This window comes from Arthrobacter sp. SLBN-112, assembly GCF_006715225.1.
Taxonomy (GTDB): Bacteria; Actinomycetota; Actinomycetes; order Actinomycetales; family Micrococcaceae; genus Arthrobacter.
This window is the reverse complement of record NZ_VFMU01000001.1, coordinates 2,699,481-2,714,536: the sequence shown is the minus strand read 5'-3', so window position 1 is coordinate 2,714,536 and position 15,056 is coordinate 2,699,481. Positions and strand designations below refer to the sequence as shown.

General features: G+C 65.6%; 15 protein-coding genes. 2 read left to right on the top strand and 13 right to left on the bottom strand.

Annotation, left to right across the window (positions count from 1 at the left end; translation table 11 throughout):
• Positions 1-22 precede the first annotated feature (22 nt).
• Both rpmI and infC read right to left on the bottom strand, forming a co-directional pair.
• Entirely contained in the window at positions 23-217 is a 195-nt protein-coding gene (gene rpmI / locus FBY33_RS12570) for a 50S ribosomal protein L35 (protein WP_009358635.1), read from the bottom strand.
• A 117-nt stretch (positions 218-334) separates the two neighbouring features.
• A complete protein-coding gene (gene infC / locus FBY33_RS12565; RefSeq protein WP_235010556.1) occupies positions 335-1,336 on the bottom strand; it encodes a translation initiation factor IF-3 in 1,002 nt (333 codons plus the stop codon).
• 402 nt (positions 1,337-1,738) lie between these two features.
• On the opposite strand from infC, the gene FBY33_RS12560 reads away from it, so the two are divergent.
• The gene (locus FBY33_RS12560) at positions 1,739-2,125 is read left to right on the top strand and encodes a DUF1844 domain-containing protein (protein WP_056338291.1); all 387 of its coding nucleotides are present in this window, start codon (positions 1,739-1,741) and stop codon (positions 2,123-2,125) included.
• Positions 2,126-2,276: 151 nt separating this feature from the next.
• Here the strand turns inward: FBY33_RS12560 and FBY33_RS12555 are convergent, their stop codons facing one another.
• The 9 genes from FBY33_RS12555 to FBY33_RS12520 form a co-directional block, all read right to left on the bottom strand.
• Positions 2,277-3,479: an IS30 family transposase gene (locus FBY33_RS12555; protein WP_142030855.1), complete on the bottom strand. Its 1,203-nt coding sequence runs from the start codon at positions 3,477-3,479 to the stop codon at positions 2,277-2,279.
• Positions 3,480-3,573: 94 nt separating this feature from the next.
• On the bottom strand, positions 3,574-4,869 hold the full coding sequence (locus tag FBY33_RS12550) for an MFS transporter (RefSeq protein ID WP_142030854.1): 1,296 nt from the start codon (positions 4,867-4,869) through the stop codon (positions 3,574-3,576).
• Between the two features lie 58 nt (positions 4,870-4,927).
• Positions 4,928-5,812 carry an SseB family protein gene (locus tag FBY33_RS12545; protein ID WP_142030853.1) on the bottom strand — a complete coding sequence of 295 codons (885 nt, stop codon included), beginning with the start codon at positions 5,810-5,812 and terminating at the stop codon, positions 4,928-4,930.
• A 20-nt stretch (positions 5,813-5,832) separates the two neighbouring features.
• Entirely contained in the window at positions 5,833-6,579 is a 747-nt protein-coding gene (gene priA / locus FBY33_RS12540; protein ID WP_142030852.1) for a bifunctional 1-(5-phosphoribosyl)-5-((5-phosphoribosylamino)methylideneamino)imidazole-4-carboxamide isomerase/phosphoribosylanthranilate isomerase PriA, read from the bottom strand.
• A gap of 90 nt (positions 6,580-6,669) precedes the next feature.
• Positions 6,670-6,828: a hypothetical protein gene (locus tag FBY33_RS20515; protein ID WP_200831374.1), complete on the bottom strand. Its 159-nt coding sequence runs from the start codon at positions 6,826-6,828 to the stop codon at positions 6,670-6,672.
• Entirely contained in the window at positions 6,829-7,590 is a 762-nt protein-coding gene (gene hisH / locus FBY33_RS12535; protein WP_142030851.1) for an imidazole glycerol phosphate synthase subunit HisH, read from the bottom strand.
• Positions 7,587-8,213, bottom strand: a complete 627-nt coding sequence (hisB, locus tag FBY33_RS12530; RefSeq protein WP_142030850.1) for an imidazoleglycerol-phosphate dehydratase HisB — start codon at positions 8,211-8,213, stop codon at positions 7,587-7,589. The genes hisH and hisB overlap by 4 nt, the downstream gene beginning before the upstream one ends.
• A gap of 61 nt (positions 8,214-8,274) precedes the next feature.
• The gene (locus FBY33_RS12525; protein ID WP_142030849.1) at positions 8,275-9,393 is read right to left on the bottom strand and encodes a histidinol-phosphate transaminase; all 1,119 of its coding nucleotides are present in this window, start codon (positions 9,391-9,393) and stop codon (positions 8,275-8,277) included.
• 111 nt (positions 9,394-9,504) lie between these two features.
• Positions 9,505-9,846 (bottom strand): LysM peptidoglycan-binding domain-containing protein, encoded by a 342-nt coding sequence (locus FBY33_RS12520; protein ID WP_142032846.1) that lies wholly within the window; start codon positions 9,844-9,846, stop codon positions 9,505-9,507.
• 435 nt (positions 9,847-10,281) lie between these two features.
• Between FBY33_RS12520 and lexA the strand changes: the two genes are divergently transcribed.
• Positions 10,282-11,016, top strand: a complete 735-nt coding sequence (lexA, locus tag FBY33_RS12515) for a transcriptional repressor LexA (RefSeq protein ID WP_142030848.1) — start codon at positions 10,282-10,284, stop codon at positions 11,014-11,016.
• An 87-nt stretch (positions 11,017-11,103) separates the two neighbouring features.
• Here the strand turns inward: lexA and FBY33_RS12510 are convergent, their stop codons facing one another.
• Both FBY33_RS12510 and hflX read right to left on the bottom strand, forming a co-directional pair.
• Positions 11,104-13,164, bottom strand: a complete 2,061-nt coding sequence (locus FBY33_RS12510; RefSeq protein ID WP_142030847.1) for an ATP-dependent DNA helicase — start codon at positions 13,162-13,164, stop codon at positions 11,104-11,106.
• On the bottom strand, positions 13,157-14,737 hold the full coding sequence (gene hflX / locus FBY33_RS12505; RefSeq protein WP_142030846.1) for a GTPase HflX: 1,581 nt from the start codon (positions 14,735-14,737) through the stop codon (positions 13,157-13,159). Before hflX ends, FBY33_RS12510 begins: the two co-directional genes overlap by 8 nt.
• Positions 14,738-15,056: the final 319 nt, after the last annotated feature.

Genomic DNA, 15,056 nt, shown 5'->3' with positions numbered 1-15,056 from the left:
AGCCCCTCATAGAACTTGGAAATTAGATGCCGAGCATCTTGCGGATGACCTTGGCGTCGCCCTTGAAGACGATCTTGTCGCCGGCAAGGCGGCGGGTCAGGCGGGAGGACTTGTGCTCCAGGTAGTGGCGGCGGTTGGCCTGCTGGCGGCGCAGCTTGCCGCTGCCGGTCAGCTTGAAGCGCTTCTTAGCGCCACTGTGGGTCTTCATCTTCGGCATGGGAACCGATCTCCTTACGTTTCTGCGGGCCCGGGGGCCGCAGTTCTATCGCGCAGCCGCCCCTGCGGGCAGCATGCTGGTTGCTGACTGCCGGGTGCATACCCCGGCAGCTGTGAACTAGTTGGTCTTCTTGCCGGCCGGCTTCGGCGCTGCCTTGGGGGCAGGGCGTGCAGCAGGCTTCGGCGCTGCAGGCCTGGCCACCGGCTTGGGCGGTGCAGGCACAGCGGCCGGCTTGGGCGCCGCAGGCGCGGCGGCTTCCGGCTTGGCGGCAGCTGTAGGCCGGGGCGCCGGAGCAGCCTTCGGTGCAGCAGCCTTGGGGGCTTCCTGCTTCGGAGCTTCCTGCTTCGGTGCAGCAGCCTTGGGGGCTTCCTGCTTCGGAGCTTCCTGCTTCGGTGCAGCAGCCTTGGGGGCTTCCTGCTTCGGAGCTTCCTGCTCAGGAGCCGCGGGCGCCTCGGCGGGAGCATTGTCCTCAACGACTGCATCCGGTTCGGTGGAGACGGTGAAACCCTCCGGCAGCAGGTCAGCCAGTGACTGCGTCAAGGGGGCCTGGTCCTCGCCGGACGTATCGACACGTCCCGAAGCCTTGGCTTCATTCTGCGCCTTCGCTTCAGCACGCTGCGTTGCACGGCGCGCCTCGGCCTTGGCCTCAGCCTTGTTCTTCAGCGGGCCCACCACCATGACCATGTTGCGGCCATCAATACGGGGGCTGGACTCCACTACGCCAACTTCGGCGACGTCGTCGGCAAAGCGCTGGAGCAGGCGGATGCCCATCTCCGGACGCTGCTGCTCACGGCCGCGGAACTGGATCATGGCCTTGACCTTGTCCCCGGCACCGAGGAAGCGCAGGGCATGGCCGCGCTTGGTCTCGTAGTCGTGGGTGTCGATCTTCAAGCGGAAGCGGATTTCCTTCAGAACAGTGTTCGTCTGGTTCTTCCGTGCTTCACGTGCCTTGACTGCGGCCTCGTACTTGTACTTGCCGAAGTCCATCAGCTTGCACACCGGAGGCTTTGCCTGAGGTGCAACTTCAACGAGATCAAGGTCGGACTCGGCAGCCAGTCGCAGGGCATCCTCAATACGGACGATTCCTACCTGTTCACCTGCAGGGCCGACCAGCCGCACCTCGGGGACGCGGATACGCTCATTGATTCTTGGCTCGCTAATGTTAAAGCTCCTGTGTTTGTTGTTGATTCCCGGCAAATAGAGAAGGCCCCCAATTGCCGGAGCAATCGAAGGCCTCAGATAGGTTGGCTCAGCAACCCCGAAAGGGCTGCACGTGCACAGTCCCGGCGAGTGCCGGTCCGTGCCCAACCAGGTACCCGGCAACCTTGCGTCCCCTGCAGGTTCCAAAGGGAACGCCTGGGACAGCGGCTGACGCGGGTGGGAGAGAACTCCGCTTGCAAACTGGAAGCCATTCTACAGAAAAAATTCCCGTCAACGCCGGAAAGCGCTGTTGGGAACCTGATCGTTTGGGACAATCTCTGAAATAACGACATCCAGTCGGTCTGTGTCAAGCTTACCAGTATGAGCACCCCAGACAGTAATTCGTACGTCTTCGAGCCCGGCGACGCGGGCGCAGACGTTTCACAGCAGATCCGCGACATCTCGGAAGTCCCCGCCATCGAGGTCATCACCACGGCCGCCGTGCACCTGATGAGCGCGGCCGCGGTAAAGCTTGGCCTGGCCGCAGAGGACAACGCAGCCGAACTCAAGGACCTTGACGAGGCCCGCAAGCTGATCACCGCGCTGGCCGGCCTGGTGACCGCGGCTGCCCCGGAAATCGGGTCCCAGCACGCAGGACCCTTGCGCGACGGCCTGCGCTCCCTGCAGCTGGCGTTTCGTGAAGAGTCGCTGATTCCGGACGCCCCGGGCAAGGGCCCGGGCGAAAAGTACACCGGGGCAGTGAACTAAGGAAGAACCTACCCAAGCAGTGTCCGACGGCGGGACGGCCTTTCAAGGTCGTCCCGCCGTCGTCGTTTCCCCAGCAAAGTGCCCCCGGGGTCAATCGATTGCTCCGTACCTGCCGTTTTCCGAGTGGAAAGTCAAGTGGTCGTTGCAACGGTTAGGCTGCTGCGGCGAGGAGGAGTTCGTTGAATTTCTGCTTGGGTGTTGCGAGGCCGAGGGTGGGGCGTGGCCGGTTGTTGAGGCTGTCCTGAGCTCGTTTGATGTCCTGGGCCGTGTGGACGGACAGGTCGGTGCTTTTGGCGAACCAGTGCCGCAGGAGCCGGTTGGTGTTCTCGTTCGTCCCGCGTTGCCAGGGCGAGTGCGGGTCGGAGAAGTAGATTTCCGCGTCGATCGCGATCTGGATTTGGGCGTAACGGGCCATCTCGACTCCGCGGTCATAGGTGAGGGTTTTGCGCAGGTCCGCCGGCAGTTCGGCGAACGCGGTGATCATGGCCTTAGCGACCTCGTCTGCGCTGTGGCCGTTGGGCAGGTGCAGCAGCATGGTGTATCGGGTCGAACGTTCCACGCAGGTTCCGATCGCTGAGTTGCTGGCGACCGAGCCGAGTATCAGGTCGCATTCCCAGTGCCCGGGAACGGCCCGGTCCTCGGCTTCAGCAGGACGTTCGGAGATCTTCAGCGCGTCCTTGAACGGACTGTTGTTCCGACCCCGGCCGCGTCCGTCGGTGACCCGTTTGGCCCGGCCGGTGCTCAGTTGCCGGTACAGGTCCTGGCGGACATGACCGCGGCCCTGGACGTAGATGGCCTGATAGATCGTCTCGTGGCTGATCTGCATCCTCTTATCGTCCGGGAATGCACCAGCCAGGACCAGCGAGCACAGCTGGGGGGACCAGCCCTCGTCCATGGCGGACTCCACGAAGCGGGCCAGCGGTTTATGGGCGAGCTTGTGTTCCTTGGGGCGGCGGGCGTTCTGACCTGCCTTTAGCTGCGCGACGTCGGACTGGTAGATGCCGTCATCGCAGCAGTTCCGTCTGGCCTCGCGCCAGATCACTGACCGGTCCCGGCCAAGTTCCCTGCCGATCGCCGCGTAGGACCAGCCATCTCGCAGGCGCACCATGATCACCGCCCGTTCCGACAGACTCAGCCTGCCTGAACCAGGGACGCCGTCCGGAAACGGCGCCCCTGCAGGCCCTCCACGATTGCCCTTGGACATCTCCACAGGGCCCATCTTCCGGATCCAATGCAGCACCGTTGAGGACCACAGACCCGACACGCGGCACGCCTCACTAATCGACGCTCCCTGCCGCAGCAAAGCAAAAAACCCGTCCCTGACCTGATCCCCAAACACGTACCCCGCCGGCATCGCAACACCCCTTCAAATGGCCTTGTTGCAATGACCATATGAATCCGCCGAGGCCAAAACGACAACTACGCAGCAATCGATGAGGGGACCGGTATCAGGCGGCGGCTTTCCGGCGGCGCTGCTGGAGGACCAGGCCCACCAGGCACAGTACGACGCCGGCGGCGCCGACCGAAACGAAGCCCCCGGACGGCCCCATGACGTCGATGAAGATGCCGGCCAGCGGGGAACCGAGGGCAACACCGGCGGTGAGGGCCGAGCCGTACCAGCCCATGGCCTCTCCCCGCCGCTCCTCGGACACCAGGTCCGCGACTTTTTCGGAAGCCGCGGAGAGTACGGGAGCGCAGAGCAGGCCCGGCAGGACGGAGACGAACGCCAGGGTCCAGGTGTCGTGGGCAAAAGCCATGGGCAGGGTCAGCGCCGCCATGCCCAGCAGCAGGATGACAGGCGGGATGGGCCGGTGCATGGCGCCGTAGATGAGGCCGCCCACCACTGACGCAGCGCACCAGAAGACGAAGACGATGCCGATTTCGCTCTGGTGTCCGCCGGTTTGCAGCGCCGCAACAATGCCGACGTCGGTGCCGCTCAACACCATTCCGGCGCCGGCAGCAACGGCAAAGAGTGCCGCGACCGTTGGGGTGAACCAGGCGAAGCCACCTGCCAGCCTTCCGCGCAGTCCCTGTGCAGCACTGGTGGCCGCTCCGGCCGGCGCCAGTTCCGCGGCCGCTTCCTGGACGTGGGCCGGCGCGGTGGAGACGACGGCAACTTCCGCTGCATGCTGCTCATCTTCGGCGCATTCGATGGTTTGTCCCGGACTGCGGGTGGGCGGGTTGAACCACATGAGGAACAGCCCGGCGAGGGACGTGGCCACGCCCACCACAGTCAACCCGGCAATGGTGAATCCACTGGTGGCCACCACAGCGCCGGCGGCAGGGCCGATCATGAAGACCATTTCCGTGGTGATGGCGTCCAGGGCGAAGGCGGTGCGCCGCTGGTCGCCCTCCGCCAGGACGCCGAGGGACTGCCGGACCACACTGAAGATGGGGAGGGTGAGCAGGCCGCCTACGAAGACCAGCGGGAGGAGCCACTGGTAGGACACGTGCGGCACGACAGACCAGATCACCGTCTCCGAAATCACGGACGGGATGAGCGCGGTCCGCAGTCCCACGGTGTCAACGCGCCTGCCCCGCCATGGAGCGCCCAGGGCAATGCCAATGGTCATGACGGCTGCGGCGGCACCGGCAGCGGCATAGCCCTGACCCAGGGTGAGGACGATATGCAGGGTCAGGAGCACCCCGGCGGCCGAGTGCGGGATGCGGGCAATCATGCCCACCAGCAGCAGCCGGCGGATCGGCCGGATGGCGAGCAACTCCCGGTAGAGAGCGAAATTCACGAAGCGGTCCTTCAGGGTACGCCACAGCGCTGGCGGGGATCACCCATCCGGCTGCCGGCTAGTCGGGAGCACGCCTCAGTTTGATTTCCAGCGAGTCGACGCGCTCCCCAAACAATACATTCCGCGACCACTCCGACTGCAGGCCGGCCACCAACTCCTGGACACCGGCGGCGTCCAGTCCGTCCTCGAGGTACAGCACCACCTGCAGCTCCGGCCCCGCGCCGCCGCCCGGGAGCACGGCGCCGTCTGCTGCACGGGACGCTACTCCTCTGCCTGGCAACAGCCCGATGCTGCGAATGGCGGCAATACCGGAGGCGGCGCGGGTCATCTCATCGGCCAGTTCGGGGTCGTTGTACGAAGGGGTCCAGCCGTGCTGCTGTGCCAGTGCCCAGACGCCGGGGCGGCGCACCACGAACGTCACGTCTGCTCCCGGGTCCAGGACCAGGAGCTCGGCGCCTTCCGCGACTGCCGAGAGGGCCGCCCGCGCGGCGTACACGGCGACGGGCCGGGCCTCCGGATGCCAGGCGGCCAGGGCGGCCGCAGAGGTGAATGCGGGGAGGGCGGTCCTGCCATCGGCCGCCTTCAGCGTCACCAGCGCCATGTCTGCCTGCTTGTCGGCGTGCAGCCCGTGGGCTGCTTCAGCCTCTTCGGCCAGCTGCGCCACAATCGGAATGAAGACGCGGGCCGTGGCCAGGGCGGCGACGACGCCCGCTTCGTCTCCTGTCCCCTGCCGGAGCGCGGCCACGGCGGCGAGGTAACCGGCGTCGGCCGCGCCGTCGTCGTCCTCGAAGTTGTGGATCTTCGCGTCATCACCTTCAAGGCTGCGTCCTGCCCACGGCTGGCCCGCGGAATCCGTTGCGCCGCCGGCGCCGGCCAATGCTGCCGCGATGTGGCCAGGCAGCGGGCGGGGTGCCGGGCGCCCCGGCTCTTCGGGATTAGGCATGGATGAACAGGCCGCCCGGCTTAGCGACGGCCGGCGACGTCGAGGGCTTCGGGCAGGGTGAAGGCGCCGGCATAGAGGGCCTTGCCCACAATGGCGCCTTCGACGCCAAGGGGGACCAGGGACCGGAGGACCTTCAGGTCATCCAGGCTGGAGATGCCGCCGGAAGCAACCACGGGCTTGCCGGTCTTTTCCACCATCTGGCGGAGGAGTTCGACGTTGGGTCCCTGCAGCGTGCCATCCTTGGTCACGTCGGTCACGACGTACCGGGCGCAGCCGGCCTCCTCGAGGCGGCCCAGCACGTCCCAGAGGTCCCCGCCTTCCTTGGTCCAGCCCCGGCCGGCCAGGGTTGTTCCGCGGACGTCAAGGCCGACGGCGATCTTGTCGCCAAAGCGCTCGATGGCCCGCCGGGTCCACTCCGGGTTCTCCAGCGCAGCCGTCCCCAGGTTGACCCGGGCCACGCCCAGGTCAAGGGCGGCCTCCAGGGTCTGGTCATCACGGAGACCGCCGGAGAGCTCCACCTTGATGTCCAGCCGGCCCACAACCTCACGGAGCAGGTCCGCGTTGGAGCCGCGGCCGAAAGCGGCGTCCAGGTCCACCAGGTGCACCCACTCGGCGCCCTGCTGCTGCCAGTTAAGTGCAGCTTCAAGGGGTGTTCCGTAGCTGGTTTCGCTGCCGGCCTCGCCCTGGACCAGCCGGACGGCCTGGCCGTTGACGACGTCGACGGCTGGCAGCAGTTCAAGGACCGGCAGGTCATGTGCGGTGGTCATACTCATCCTCGGTGTTGATTCTTCGGTTCGGGCAAAGGCTGGGTGGGGCAGGGCTTGCAGGTCGGCGTCGCGCCGCCGCCCGGGTGATGGTCAGCCCGCCGGCAACGTCAGCAGGTAGGCGGCGAGCAGTGACATGGCGGCCAGCACGTAGAACGCAATCTGGGTCCAGAGCGGCTTGTGCTGCTGCCGGAATGAGATGCCGCCGCCGATGAGGATGCCGGCGAGTCCCATGAGCAGTACAGACCACATCTAGGCGTCGCTGCCGGCATCAGCCGGCGCTGCAGCAGGTTGGCCGCCAACCGGTTTGCGCAGGCCTTCCACCCAGTTGCGCAGGAGCCGCGCGCCGGCGTCGCCGGACTTCTCGGGGTGGAACTGGGTGGCGCAGAGGGGGCCGTTCTCGACCGCCGCGATAAACGGGCCGCCGTGTTCAGACCAGGTCACCAGGGGCGGCGCCATCCGGGGCTGGATGACGTCGAAGTTCCATTCCTGCACGCCATATGAGTGCACGAAGTAGAACCGTTCGTTTTCGACGCCGGCGAAGAGTTTGGAGCCTTCCGGGACCTTGACGGTGTTCCAGCCCATGTGTGGAACCACCTCGGCACGGAGTGCCTCGACCTTGCCAGGCCACTCGCCGATGCCTTCGGCTTCGGTGCCGTGCTCCACTCCGGCTTCGAAGAGGACCTGGAGGCCCACGCAGATGCCAAGCACGGGGCGGCCGCCTGCCACTCGCCTGCCAATGAGTCGGATCCCGTCAACGGCCCTGAGTTCGCGCATTACAGTTTCGAACGCACCCACACCCGGGACCACCAGGCCATCCGCGTTCAGTACATCTTCAGGTTTGGCGCTGAGGATCACTTCCGCTCCGGCGCGTTCCAGGGCACGTACAGCGGACCGCACGTTCCCGGAGCCGTAGTCGAGCACGGTGACTGTGGGCTTACCCTCGGGTGAAGGCAGCTTGCGTGAAGCTGACGGGTCGATGATGGCGCCGTCCTTCAGGACCTGTCCGCTCACAGCGCCCCCTTGGTGGAGGGGATGCCCTCGACCCGGGGATCGGGTTCGACGGCGGCGCGGAGGGCGCGTGCGAAGGCCTTGAACTGTGCCTCGACGATGTGGTGCGGGTCCCGGCCGGCGAGCACGTTCATGTGCAGGCAGATGCCCGCGTGCAGCGTGATCGCCTCGAAAACGTGGCGGGTCAGGGAACCGGTGAAGTGGCCGCCAATCAGGTGGTACTCCTGGCCGGCGGGCTCGCCGCCGTGCACCAGGTAAGGACGCCCGGAGACATCCACCACAGCGCTGGCAAGCGCTTCGTCCAGCGGCACGGTGGCTTCGCCGAACCGGCGGATCCCGGCCTTGTTGCCCAGGGCGGTCCGGAGGACCTCGCCGAAGGTGATGGCGACGTCCTCCACTGTGTGGTGGACGTCGATGTGGGTGTCACCCGTGGCCTTGACCGTCATGTCGATCAGGGAGTGCTTGCACAGGGCCGTAAGCATGTGGTCATAGAACGGCACAGAGGTATCGATGTCCGATACGCCGGTTCCATCGAGGTTGATCTCCACGAGTACGGAGGACTCGCTGGTGGCACGCTCCATGCGGGCGGTCCGGGCCGCAGCCGTATTCAATCCGGTGGGACTCATACTGAAGGATCCTTAGTGGGAGAGGAAGTGGTTCAAGGCGTCCAGCGCCGCTGTATCAAGTCTAGGCGGGAAGCGCGGCCTGGCCCGCAAGGATGCGCTCCAGGGATGTAAGGAAGGCTGTGGTTTCCGCCTCAGTGCCTGCCGTGACCCGAAGGTGGCCGGGAATTCCCACGTCGCGGATGAGCACCCCCGCATCCAACAGCTCCTGCCAGACCTGATGCGGGTTTTCCAGGCCGCCAAAGAACACGTAGTTGGAGTCCGACGCGGCCGGGGTGAGGCCCATCCGGGTCAGTTCCGTCACGATCCGGTCGCGCTGCTTCTTGATGTCCTGGACATCAGCCATCAGCGCTTCACGGTGTTGGAGGGCGGCCAGGGCCGTTGCCTGGGTGATCGCGGACAGGTGGTACGGCAGGCGTACCAGCCGCAGCGCGTCGGTGACCTCCGGGGCGGCCGCCATGTAGCCAAGCCGGGCGCCGGCCAGGGCGAAGGCCTTGCTCATGGTCCGGGAAACGATGAGCCGCTCCCGTCCGGGCAGCAGGGTCAGGGCGCTGGGAGTCCCGTCGTGCGCGAACTCGTGGTAGGCCTCGTCGACGATCACGATGGCCTGGCTTGCCTCGCCGGCCTCGTAGACGGCCTCCACGACGTCCAGTCCCAAGCCGGTCCCGGTGGGATTGTTGGGCGAGCAGAGGAAAACAATGTTCGGCTGCAGTTCCTTAACCTGGCGGGCGGCGGACTCTGCGCTCAGGTCATAGCCTTCCGCGCGTTCACCGGTGATGTATGCGGTGTCCGTTCCGCTGGCCAGCAGGGGGTACATGGAGTACGTGGGCGGGAAGCCAAGCGCGGTGCGCCCCGGCCCGCCAAAGGCCTGGAGGATCTGCTGCAGGACCTCGTTGGAGCCATTGGCTGCCCAAAGGTTGGTTTCATCGAGCCCGTGCCCCAGGTATTCCGCCAATGCTTTCCGCAGTTCGCTGAACTCCCGGTCAGGATAGCGGTTGAGCCCTGCAGCAGCCTCCGTAACGGCGGCGCTGATGGCGGCACGCACGTCCGCAGGAACACCATGGGTGTTCTCATTGACATTCAGCAGGATGGGGACGTCCAGTTGGGGTGCCCCGTAAGGGGTCAGCCCACGAAGATTGCTGCGGAGGGGAAGCCGGTTCAGACGTTCTAGCTGGTCGTTCACCTGAACAGTTTAGTTGCCGGGGCAACCACCGGAAAATGTGACGGGTACTGTTCGCCAAGGGCGTGGCGGGCAATTGGCCAAGTTCCTTCGAGGGCCAACACCCGCATCCGCCTAGCGGGTGGGGACGAACAGTTGCTGGCCGGGCAGGACGGCACCGGCGGAAAGGTTGTTCAGCTGGACGATGTCTGCCACCACGTCCCGGGCATCCCGGTCCGGAGCAACGGCCCCGGCGATGGACCACAGCGACTGCCCGGCCTGCACCGTGACCGTGACCGTGGGCGTCACGGCCAGGTCCGCAGCGGAATCGGACGCCTTGGCCGGGGAGTTGAAGAGTCCGGACAGGGACACCAGAAGGACCGCGAGAAGTACAAGAGGCACTCCGATCAGGACGATCTGCCCCCGCCGCGTAAGCCGGAAAGGTGCTGCTGATGGGCCGCCGCTCTTTGAAGAAATCGAGCGCTTTGAAGTCTTCCGCCCCTGCAGGGAAACCGGCTGCGGGAGTGAAACCTGATGAAGAGATATAGCTGACATGAACTGAGCCCTCCTGGACCTGCCGTGCTGCCCGGGTGTCCGCCCAGCCAGCTGCCCCTCGATGCATTCCGTGGCAGCCAATTTCTTCCGGCCACGTCTTCGAATAGGGCACGCACTGGTTAGAACACATATTCGAACTTTGCTTGTTAAGTTTTAGCACCTATCGACGAATAATGTCGAGACTCGCTAGAACAAATGTTTGAAAAAGCAATGTGGCTGGCCTAGCTTTGAACCAAAGAACAACCACCACTGAAGTTGATCAGCAGGGTCTGACAATGACAGCGGAAGTCCTTCCGGTGGCGCTGCGGAACAGTGCCAGGCGGAAGGTCCGGCGGCAAGCGAAAGGCATTGGCGAATATGGCAGCAGCAGCCGCCGGGGGCAGGACCGCCCCGCAATCGAAGAAGACCGCCAAGGGTTTGACGCCGCGGCAGAAGAAGATCCTCGAAACCATCCAGCGCTCAGTCAATGAGAACGGATACCCGCCCTCCATGCGCGAGATCGGCGATACGGTGGGCCTCGCAAGCCTGTCCAGCGTGACCCACCAGCTCTCGCAACTGGAAAAGCTGGGTTACCTGCGGCGCGATCCCAAGCGGCCTCGCGCCATGGAGGTCCTGATGCCCCTCACGCTGGATGGCGGCAGCAAGGCAGCAGGCGCATCTCCTGCTCCTCAGGCCCAGGGCAGCGGAGCCACGGTGACCGAACTTCCCACCGCCCTTGATACGGCCATGGTTCCGTTGGTTGGGCGGATTGCTGCCGGCGGCCCCATCCTCGCCGAGCAACTGGTCGAGGACGTCATGCCGCTCCCCCGCCAGCTCGTCGGCCAGGGCGAACTGTTCATGCTCCGGGTGGCAGGCGATTCCATGGTGGACGCGGCCATCTGCGACGGTGACTGGGTGGTGGTGCGGCGCCAGGCGGACGCTGCCAATGGGGACATTGTTGCGGCCCTGCTCGATGACGAGGCAACCGTCAAGACGTTCCGCCAGCGCGACGGCCACACTTGGCTGCTCCCCCAGAACACCCAGTACGAACCCATCCTGGGAGACCACGCCACGATCATGGGCAAAGTGGTCTCGGTCCTGCGTTCCCTCTAGCCCGTTCCCTTTGGCCTGAGGTTGCGCTGGCCACGTTCACCGTGGCCAACGGCGTGTAGGCATGCGGGAGCTATCCCTGGGCACCAACTATCTGGCCGCGTCCGCTCCAAGCCTGGTCAATGCGGCCAGCGCCTTGGTGCGGTCCGTGGTGGCCCAGAACGGCGGAAGCGCTCCCCGCAGGAAGCCGGCATAGCGCTCTGTCGCCAGCCGGGAATCCAGAACGGCCACCACACCTTTATCTCCAGTGGACCGGATCAGCCGGCCGGCGCCCTGGGCCAGCCGGATGGCGGCGTGCGTGGCCGAAACCGACATGAAGCCGTTTCCGCCGGCCTGGGCCACGGCACGTGACCGCGCCGTCATCAGCGGATCATCCGGCCTGGGGAACGGTATACGGTCGATCACTACCAGGCGGCAGGAGCCCCCGGGAACGTCAACCCCCTGCCACAGGGACATCGTCCCGAAAAGGCAGGTGTCCGGTTCGTCGGCGAACTGCTTGACCAGGGCAGTCATGGTCGATTCCCCCTGGCACAGGACGGTCACCTCCAGCCTGGGCCGGAGGGCATCCGCAGCCTCTTCGGCAGCCCGGCGCGATGAAAACAGGCACAGGGCACCCCCGCCCGACGCTTTGATGAGCGCCTCCAGTTCCTCCAGCGCCTCGGGGGAAACGCCGCGGCCGGGTTTTGGCAGGTGGCCTGCCACATAGAGGATGCCCTGTTTGGGGTAATCGAAGGGCGAGCCGACATCCACGCCCGTCCAGCTGGGTGCGCCCTCACCGATGAGGCCCAGTCCACCGGCCGCGGGCTCGAAAGCCGAGCCAATCGCCAGCGTCGCGGAAGTCAACACCACGGTGTGCCCGGCGAAGAGCCCTTCCCGCAACCTTCCCGCAACGGACAGCGGTGCGATGTTGACCAGCACCGGCGCGTTGTCATCGGGCTGCGTGTATCCCTGGCCTGGATCGAATGTGCCGGCGCGGGAAAACCAGACGACTTCCCGGTTTTCCCGGGCAGCGATCAGCCGCTCACACAGTTCCAGGATGAGCATGAGGCGGGACCGCGCCAGCTGGCGGCCACCGTCGGCCGTGGTGTTGCTGTCCCCCTTGGAATCTGACAATGCGGCACGGCACGCCTCCCGCAGCTGGTCGATGCAGTCCAGCTGTTCATCATTCAGGCCGTTGGGGAGCAGGCCGTTCGGCGCGCCGGCAAGGGCCAGCTCAAGGTTGTCGGCTGCGGCGTTCAGGGCGTCAACGGTGATGGCGGTGTGTTTGCGGGCGCCGGACGCGGCAGCGTGGACCATGGCTACGGACAGCTGCCCGGACACGGCTCCGGTAACCCGGTCCTGGAGTTCGTGGGCTTCGTCCACCACCACGACGTCGTACTCGGGCAGGACTGCAAGCCCTTCGAAGGCGCTGACGGCCAGCATGGCATGGTTGGTCACCACCACGTCTGCCTCGGCTGCGTCCTGCCGCGCCAGCTCGCTGAAGCATTCGGCGGCCATGGGGCATTTTTGGGCGCCCAGGCACTCCATGGAGGTGACGGATACCTGTCGCCAGGCACGGTCCGTCACGCCGGGGAGGAGCTCGTCCCGGTCGCCTGTGGATGTTTTCTCCGCCCACTCGCGGAGCCGCACCACTTCCTTGCCAAGCTGGGAGGAGGGTCCGCCCACGGACGCAGCGAAGTGCGGCACGCTGGTGTCCTCGCCCAGGGAAAAGAGTTGCCCTTCGGCAGGTTCCTCTGATGGGAACCCGCCTTCGAGTTTATGGCGGCAGACGTAGTTGGACCGCCCTTTCACCAGGGCAACCTTGACCGGTCTTTCCAGGGCCGGCGTGATGTTCTTCAGCAGCCGCGGCAAGTCCCTTCCGACAATCTGGGTTTGCAGTGCCAGCGTTGCCGTGGACACCAACGCCGGCTTGTTGCTCTCCAGGGCGTGGGCGATCAGGGGCACCAGGTAGGCCAGCGACTTGCCGGTGCCAGTGCCGGCCTGGACCAGCAGGTGGTTGCCGGTTTCGATGGCCCGGGCCACCTGCCGGGCCATTTCGTGTTGTCCGGTGCGGCTTTGTCCGCCCATGCCGGCGACGGCACGGTCGAGCAGTTCAATGACGAACTGCTCGCCGGCCGTCTGCGCGGCGTCGCCGGCCGCGGGGTCACTCATTGACGACGAATGGTTCCAGTTCGGACGCCAGGCCCTCGCGGACCTTCACCTCAGCCCTGGTCCCTGCCTCAACGTGGTCCAGGTTGAGGATTTCGGCGTCGGACTCGTGGAGCTTGCTGATCAGGTCTCCGCGGTCATAAGGGATGAGCACGTCCATCTTGACCGAAGGCCGGGGAATCGCTTCGCTGATGGCCTTCAGCAGTTCCGGAATTCCCTTGCCGGTGCGGGCGGAGACCACCACGTGCCGCGGCTCGCGCTGCTTCAAACGCTCCACTACGAAGGGGTCGGCTGCATCGGCCTTGTTCAACACGATGATTTCCGGCACCTTCCGGGCGTCAACTTCGCTGAAGACCTTCCGGACGGCAGCGATCTGTCCTTCCGGGTCGGGATGCGAAACGTCCACCACGTGCAGGATCAGGTCCGAGTCCGCCACCTCCTCGAGGGTGGAGCGGAAGGCCTCCACCAGCTGGGTGGGCAGCGAACGGACGAATCCGACGGTGTCAGCCAGGGTGTAACCGAGGCCGTCAGCGGTTTCCGCCTTGCGGACCGTGGGATCCAGGGTGGCGAACAGCGCGTTCTCCACCAGGACCCCGGCGTCCGTAAGCCGGTTGAGAAGGGAGGATTTGCCGGCGTTGGTGTACCCGGCAATTGCCACGGAGGGCACTTCATTACGACGGCGGTTGGCCCGTTTGGTCTCGCGTGCCGGTTTCATTGCGGCGATTTCACGCCGCAGCTTTGCCATGCGGGTACGAATCCGGCGCCGGTCCAGTTCGATCTTGGTCTCACCGGGGCCACGGGAGCCCATGCCGGCGGCAGCGCCGCCCACTTGGCCACCGGCCTGGCGGGACATGGACTCGCCCCAGCCGCGCAGGCGCGGAAGCAGGTATTCCAGCTGCGCAAGCTCCACCTGGGCCTTGCCCTCGCGGCTCTTGGCGTGCTGGGCGAAGATGTCAAGGATCAGGGCCGTTCGGTCGATGACCTTGACCTTGACGATGTCCTCAAGACCACGGCGCTGGGATGGCGCCAGTTCAGCGTCCACCACCACCGTGTCCGCCCCGGTGGACATGACAATGTCCTTGAGTTCGAGTGCCTTGCCTGAACCCAGGAAGGTTCCCGGGTCCGGCTTGTCGCGGCGCTGCACCAGCCCGTCCAGGACCTCGGAACCGGCAGTCTCGGCGAGGGCTGCAAGCTCACGCAGTGAGTTTTCGGCGTCCGCAAGGGTCCCCTCGGACCAAAGCCCGGCCAGGACCACCCGTTCCAGGCGGAGCTGGCGGTATTCGACTTCGGTGACGTCCTCAAGTTCAGTGGACAGTCCTGCCCTTCGGCGCAGCGCGCGCCGTTCCTCGAGGTCCTGCTGGTCGCCGTCGTAGGTTGAGTGTTCTTCGTCAAGGCGGGAAATAGCCTGTGCCTTGCCGAGCACCGCTTTTCCATTGCCGCTGCCCTCACCCGCGGGCGTGCTGACATTCTTGGCCGGGACGTCCTTGGCGAGGATCCGGTCGATAACAGCCTGGATCTCCTGCGGACTCATGTCCTGGGCGGCTGGATCGGAACCGGTGTTGGGCTGGCTGGTCATGGTCTCCTTTGAAGATTCGGCAATTCCAGAATAGTGCTGATTGGTGGGAAGTTGGAACGTATTCGCGCTGGGCTGACGGCCTGCGGTCATGCAAGACTCCTGTTTTTGTGGCGACCGGCTGCGATGCCGGGGCCGGGGATGCCGCGTCAGGACGGCGGCAAGGCAAAATGGGGCCGGAAAATAGCGGGAAGTGCAGCAGGAGGCTGACTTTCGAGTATCGTCCGGCGGCCGGGGCAGACAGTTGGGTCTGGCCGGTGCACAAGCGGAAGGCTGAATGCCTGCATCGCTGCGGGACGGGCTGTCGCTGGAGGACAGGCTG

What these genes read in the sequence shown, in the direction of transcription:
- priA (WP_142030852.1), bottom strand. Translation starts at nt 6,579, where the DNA reads ATGACCACCGCACATGACCTGCCGGTCCTTGAACTGCTGCCAGCCGTC.
- hisB (WP_142030850.1), bottom strand. Translation starts at nt 8,213, where the DNA reads ATGAGTCCCACCGGATTGAATACGGCTGCGGCCCGGACCGCCCGCATG.
- FBY33_RS20515 (WP_200831374.1), bottom strand. Translation starts at nt 6,828, where the DNA reads ATGTGGTCTGTACTGCTCATGGGACTCGCCGGCATCCTCATCGGCGGC.
- lexA (WP_142030848.1), top strand. Translation starts at nt 10,282, where the DNA reads ATGGCAGCAGCAGCCGCCGGGGGCAGGACCGCCCCGCAATCGAAGAAG.
- FBY33_RS12510 (WP_142030847.1), bottom strand. Translation starts at nt 13,164, where the DNA reads ATGAGTGACCCCGCGGCCGGCGACGCCGCGCAGACGGCCGGCGAGCAG.
- FBY33_RS12555 (WP_142030855.1), bottom strand. Translation starts at nt 3,479, where the DNA reads ATGCCGGCGGGGTACGTGTTTGGGGATCAGGTCAGGGACGGGTTTTTT.
- FBY33_RS12545 (WP_142030853.1), bottom strand. Translation starts at nt 5,812, where the DNA reads ATGCCTAATCCCGAAGAGCCGGGGCGCCCGGCACCCCGCCCGCTGCCT.
- rpmI (WP_009358635.1), bottom strand. Translation starts at nt 217, where the DNA reads ATGCCGAAGATGAAGACCCACAGTGGCGCTAAGAAGCGCTTCAAGCTG.
- FBY33_RS12560 (WP_056338291.1), top strand. Translation starts at nt 1,739, where the DNA reads ATGAGCACCCCAGACAGTAATTCGTACGTCTTCGAGCCCGGCGACGCG.
- hflX (WP_142030846.1), bottom strand. Translation starts at nt 14,737, where the DNA reads ATGACCAGCCAGCCCAACACCGGTTCCGATCCAGCCGCCCAGGACATG.